Source organism: Geobacillus sp. YHL, assembly GCF_022341265.1.
Taxonomy (GTDB): domain Bacteria; phylum Bacillota; class Bacilli; order Bacillales; family Anoxybacillaceae; genus Geobacillus; species Geobacillus thermoleovorans.
The window spans coordinates 1-5,417 of the sequence record NZ_JAEIGB010000041.1 but is presented as its reverse complement, the minus strand read 5'-3'; the positions used below and the strand labels follow the sequence as shown (position 1 = coordinate 5,417).

Below are 5,417 nucleotides of genomic sequence, written 5' to 3'. Positions count from 1 at the left end.
GGAAATCACCCATGTCCCATTCTGAAATAATTCACAAAAAATTTAGCACATTCTTTCGGAAAGGGGGAGAGGGATATTCCGAAGGAATGTGCAAAAAAAAGTCTTTTTTGTGCGGAAATAAAGTGATAATTTACAAGTAGTGCCCGGTCGGCTCCACCGCGACGATCACCTCTGACTTCCCAAACGCTTGCATCGCCTCCTGAATCGCTTTATACAGCTGCTGAAACCCCTCTTTCGACTGGAAGATCGGGAACGACTTGCGAAGCACGCGCCCCCGGTCATCCACGAAGCAGGCGTAGTGGGTTCGTTTCGCGATATCGATGCCCACGACAAGCGTTTGTTCCGTGACTTGATCAATTTTATAGTTTTGTGTACAATTCATCTGAAGTCCTCCTTGGTATGGTGAGTGATGTGGTTGACACCCCTGCATCATACCAAGAGGGCTTTTTTTGATCAAGTCCCCGGAAAAGCTCCTAACGGGAATGCTCCATTATGGAAGGAGAGATGGATTTTCATGCCTGGGTGGGGAGTAAAATTTACTCATGGATGTTTTTTGTCACTAAATCACAAAATTTGGTGATGAACCTAAAATTTATCATTAGAATCATGATTGGAGCTTCAATTCGATGAAGCTGATATCTGTTATGTATCCCTTATTCATCTCATCTTTATCCAACTATAACGAAAAACGAATATAAACAAAATACGGCAAGAGTCCGGTGGAATGCCGAACTCTTGCCGCATAAGGTTCACTCTTTTATACGTATCTATTTGACAGGTATTATTATTTAGCCAACCTGTATCCTTTAAACGAATCAATCAAAGGAGCGGATGAAGGAATGATTATGGAGTTAATTTTAAATCCGCCCAATGTGGGTGTGCCTCAAGTCTACGCTCCATATCGCGGAACGCTTTGAGTGAACGGCTTAGCTTGCTGTAAGCGTCGCCTCCTTCACCCCAACCTTGGTAGCCAATCATCCCATTATAGCCCATCTTTTTAAGCTGTCCAAGCAACGCAAAATTATCTAACTCTCCGACATCCAAAGGCTCGATTGTCGCCACTCCCCCAAAACCGTGAGGATCTCGGCGGCTGCCAGAAATGTTTACTTGTTTTAAGTAAGGGGATACCGCTCTAAGTGTACCTAATAGGTTTGTTCCATCGACTGCGTACCAATGGTAGCCGCAAAATACAATGCCGAGATTAGGATGATTGAGACGCTTGCAAAGTCTTACTGCATCTTCATGGCGTTCAACCCAGAATGATAAGTGTGTGTAAAGTAAGATATTAATGTTTCTTCGTTCCGCAATCTTCAGTGCTTTTTCCAGCCACTTCACAGCGATGTCGTCCCCTTTAGGGTCTGAAGGGCGTATATGATGTCCGACAGATTGAATCGCCAGCTCGACCGTGGAGCATCCTTCCATGATCTCCAGCATTTTTAAAATACCCGTATTTCTTGGATGGTCCTCACCTAATGAAAGGTCTAACACAACGTACACGCCAGCGACATCCAGTCCATATTTCTCCTTAACGTTTTTCAGCTTCTCTACATCTCTCCACCGTTCTCCGTGCCAGACGGATAAATGGGTCGCATCATACCCGATCTCTTTTAGCATTTCACACCGAGCTTCAAAGCTATAAATGCCCATGGAGTTATAAAAAGCAAAATCCATTGCATAAAATTTGTAAGCCATGTTTCTAAATTCTCCCTTCGGATGAATGCTTCATTACAGTGATTTCAATGCTTCCGCAATCTCTGTATCCCCCGACATTAAATCGAATGCTTTTTTATACGTATTTGGTTCATCAAGAGATTGAACGATTGTTCTTGCTACATCTTCACGTGGAATGCTCCCGACATTTAAGTTTTCTGCTACAGCAACCAACCCTGTGCCTTTTTCATTAAGAAGATATCCAGGACGAATAATCGTATAATTTAAACCACTATTCATTAACATACGGTCAGCATAATGTTTAGCGACATAATAAGGTTTGAGGTTTTCTGGCCAGTTCTCACGGTTGTGGGCCTGGAATGAGCTCACCATGACAAATCGTTTAATTCCGACTTTTTCTGCAGCTTCCATCGCTTTTACGGCACCGTCTAAATCGACAAGCAATGTCTTATCCGCTCCTGTGTGTCCACCTGAACCGGCAGAGAATACGATCGCGTCACAGCCTTTGGCTGCTTCGGCAATTTCATCGACAGTACCTTCAAGATCAGCGAGTACCGCTTCAATTCCTTTTTTCTGAAAAGCCTCCAATTGCTCTTGTTTTCGAACCATTGCACGAACGGTGTGCCGCTCATGCGCATGAAGCATGCTCACCACTTGTTTGCCTACTTTTCCGTTGGCGCCAATGACCAAAACTTTCATACGCATCCTCCCTTTCTTATATTTACGTCTTTAAAGGTTATCAACCAAATGGATTGTCCTCATCATGATAAAGCCGGAAAGTGTGGAAGCACAAATTCACCTAATTCTTCGATCACTTCTTCTACTGGGCGTTGGCCATATTTTAAGTTGATGATGACATGGTTCACACCTGCATCTCGTAAAGCTTCAAGAAATTCGATAAGGAAAACGCGGCCCGTACGGAATCCAAGATGAATCGGTATTGGTACATGATATGGGTCTTCCGCCAAATCAACATAAAGCGATTGGGTAAATGGCTTAAATTCCTCTGTTAACGAACGCCAATTCTCGATTAATGCTCTTTGAAATTTGAGTGCACGTGGATAGTAAATCCAACCATCACTATGTTCAGCAATCCATTCAGGAGACTGTCCACTGTGACCTGTCACCATTACTGGTATGTCTGACAATTTCGGTTTTGGCAAAAGATCTCCATTTGTCATATGCACTCGTAAAGAGTCAATGGCAGGAAAATGCTCTTTCCATGCTTTTTTCATGACACCAATTGCTTCTCGGAATAATTCGCTCCGATCTTCTGGATTCACAGAGAATGCTGGAAACTCGATTGGACGGTCACCTGTTGCGACACCGAGAATAAGTCTTTCACCAGATAATCTGTCTACAGAAGCCGCCGCTTTTGCGACATGAAGAGGATGGCGCAATGTTAAAATAATACTTCCCGTTCCCAAGGCAATCTTTTCTGTGTTGGCAGCAACATACCCTAAATACGTAAACGGGTCATATATTTGCCCGACATCCCCGAAATTAGGATCGCGCAACGGTACATCTCTCACAAATAATGAAGCGAAATTGAGTTCTTCTGCTCGTTTGGCTAACTTCATTTGCTTTTCTATATTCATCTCAGGGACATCGCCCATATACGATTCAATCGGAAAGAACAATCCTAAAGTTAGTTTGTTTTCTTGATACATGCGTGAATACCCTTTGTGATTTTTAAATTTTTCCATTTCACATCTACCTTCCAATTATTTTTTAATTTTTTTAATTTCGTTGTATCTAGAAAAGCGTTCCATCAAAACATAAAATATCTTAAAGATGATTCAGTATGATGTTTTGTAGTTACTCTTTGTACGATAGCCGATAAAATTCCCCGAGATTTATTCCTTATCACAGCACTTATTATTCCTGACAAGATAGCGTGCATACAGGGTGTCATTCTATAGTCAAATAGTGTATTGTTTTAAGATGCCGCAGTGGCAGTTGAAGCATCCATTTTTATCACTTCGTCAATAATCGCACTGCCAAGACAAACATCATTGTCATAAAATACCGCTACTTGTCCTGGAGTAACGGCTTTAACTGGTTTTTCGAATTCCACAAAAGCCGTTCCATTCGGACGAATATGAACGGTTACTTTCTGATCTTCTTGACGGTATCTGAATTTAGCTGTACATGCAAATGTACGTGGACGAACATCCCCGTTAATAAAGCTAATGTTCGATGCAATAAGACCGGTAGAAAACAGAGCAGGATGATTTTTACCTTGAGCGACGAGTAAAACGTTGTTTTCTAAATCTTTATCGACGACATACCAAGGTTCCCCTGTTCCTTTTCCACCGATTCCAAGTCCTTTTCGTTGGCCAATCGTATAGTACATCAACCCATCATGAGTACCTAGCACTTCTCCATCTAGAGAACGAATTTCTCCGGGCTGTGCCGGTAAATAATTCTTTAAAAAGTTTTTGAAATTTCTTTCTCCAATAAAACAGATTCCTGTACTATCTTTTTTATTGGCGTTAACAAGGTTCAATTCTTGAGCGATTTTTCGTACTTCATCTTTCGTTAATTCTCCAATAGGAAACAGGACTTTTGACAAATGCTCTGCTGTTAATTGGCTAAGAAAATACGTTTGATCTTTATTGGGATCTTTTCCACGCAATAAGGCGATTTGGCCATTTTCTCTGTTGATTCTTGCGTAATGGCCTGTCGCGATATAATCAGCATCTAGTGAAAGAGCGTAGTCAACAAACGCTTTAAACTTAATTTCTGTATTGCATAAAACATCTGGATTTGGTGTTCGCCCCCGTTTCAACTCATCTATAAAGTACGTAAATACTCGATCCCAATATTCTTTTTCGAAGTTCACACTGTAATAAGGAATCCCGAGTTGATTGGCAACTCTCTTAACATCTTCGTAATCTTCCGTTGCTGTACATACACCATCGTCATTAGTGTCATCCCAATTTTTCATAAATACACCGATTACGTCATACCCCTCTTGTTTTAAAAGGTAGGCTGCCACAGAGGAATCAACCCCACCCGACATTCCAACGACAACCCGTTTTTTCTTCAACCTTATTCACCTTCTTAAACTGAAATATTTTTTGTTACAGTTATGTTTAAAAAAAATTGATGGAGCACAACTAACATAAAAGCATTAGTCGTACTTTTGTTTCAGGCATGAAAACCTAACTACTATTGATTTCATCAATGATATCTTTGATCGTTACACCTTTTAAATAATTTAAAAAGTGTTCTTCCGCATTGTGAAAAACGCGAATGAGTATATTTGATAGGTTTCTGCCTATTGGACAATTCTCATTGGAATCAGGGCATTTCGGTACAAGCGTTTCCTCACTAGTGATTTTAAATATTTTGTCTAACGTAATATGTTCCGGCGAATCGTTTAAAGAGAATCCGCCTTTTGCCCCTTCTTTAGAAGTAATAATATTTTCTTTCCTTAATATGCTCAAAATTTTCCTTAATCTTGCTGGGTGGACAGAAACACTTTGGGCAATGTCTTCACTGGTCACTCGTTGGCTTTGCTTTTGGGCCAGGTAAGCGACGCAGTGAACGGCAATCGAAAAATCGCTATTCATAATGAACCTTCCTCCTAACTGTAATAATAATGATTACAGTTGATATTGTCAATTGCAAATAATTTCTAAAACCCGTGGTGCTAGTTGAGCTTTAGCGCTCAACTAGCCCAAGTGTAACCAGGGAATAAGCTAACAATATACCGTCTAGTGCCACTTCAAATCCGATAA

At 40.9% G+C, this 5,417-nt stretch carries 5 protein-coding genes and 1 pseudogene; all 6 read right to left on the bottom strand.

Annotated elements, in window-relative coordinates:
- Nucleotides 1-136: 136 nt before the first annotated feature.
- Nucleotides 137-382, bottom strand: a pseudogene (locus JCR24_RS17320) (IS110 family transposase); the annotation flags it as partial.
- A gap of 461 nt (nucleotides 383-843) precedes the next feature.
- The gene (locus JCR24_RS17315) at nucleotides 844-1,692 is read right to left on the bottom strand and encodes a sugar phosphate isomerase/epimerase family protein (RefSeq protein ID WP_015374308.1); all 849 of its coding nucleotides are present in this window, start codon (nucleotides 1,690-1,692) and stop codon (nucleotides 844-846) included.
- Nucleotides 1,693-1,725: 33 nt separating this feature from the next.
- Complete coding sequence (locus JCR24_RS17310) at nucleotides 1,726-2,370, bottom strand: SDR family oxidoreductase (protein WP_015374307.1); 645 nt, start codon at nucleotides 2,368-2,370, stop codon at nucleotides 1,726-1,728.
- 62 nt (nucleotides 2,371-2,432) lie between these two features.
- Nucleotides 2,433-3,377 carry an LLM class oxidoreductase gene (locus JCR24_RS17305; RefSeq protein WP_015374306.1) on the bottom strand — a complete coding sequence of 315 codons (945 nt, stop codon included), beginning with the start codon at nucleotides 3,375-3,377 and terminating at the stop codon, nucleotides 2,433-2,435.
- Between the two features lie 233 nt (nucleotides 3,378-3,610).
- Entirely contained in the window at nucleotides 3,611-4,723 is a 1,113-nt protein-coding gene (gene mnmA / locus JCR24_RS17300) for a tRNA 2-thiouridine(34) synthase MnmA (RefSeq protein WP_011230509.1), read from the bottom strand.
- A gap of 115 nt (nucleotides 4,724-4,838) precedes the next feature.
- On the bottom strand, nucleotides 4,839-5,249 hold the full coding sequence (locus JCR24_RS17295; RefSeq protein ID WP_015374305.1) for an RrF2 family transcriptional regulator: 411 nt from the start codon (nucleotides 5,247-5,249) through the stop codon (nucleotides 4,839-4,841).
- Nucleotides 5,250-5,417 lie beyond the last annotated feature (168 nt).

Excerpts from the sequence above, each read along its gene's own strand:
- JCR24_RS17305 (WP_015374306.1), bottom strand. The coding sequence starts at position 3,377 with ATGGAAAAATTTAAAAATCACAAAGGGTATTCACGCATGTATCAAGAA.
- JCR24_RS17295 (WP_015374305.1), bottom strand. The coding sequence starts at position 5,249 with ATGAATAGCGATTTTTCGATTGCCGTTCACTGCGTCGCTTACCTGGCC.
- JCR24_RS17315 (WP_015374308.1), bottom strand. The coding sequence starts at position 1,692 with ATGGCTTACAAATTTTATGCAATGGATTTTGCTTTTTATAACTCCATG.
- JCR24_RS17310 (WP_015374307.1), bottom strand. The coding sequence starts at position 2,370 with ATGAAAGTTTTGGTCATTGGCGCCAACGGAAAAGTAGGCAAACAAGTG.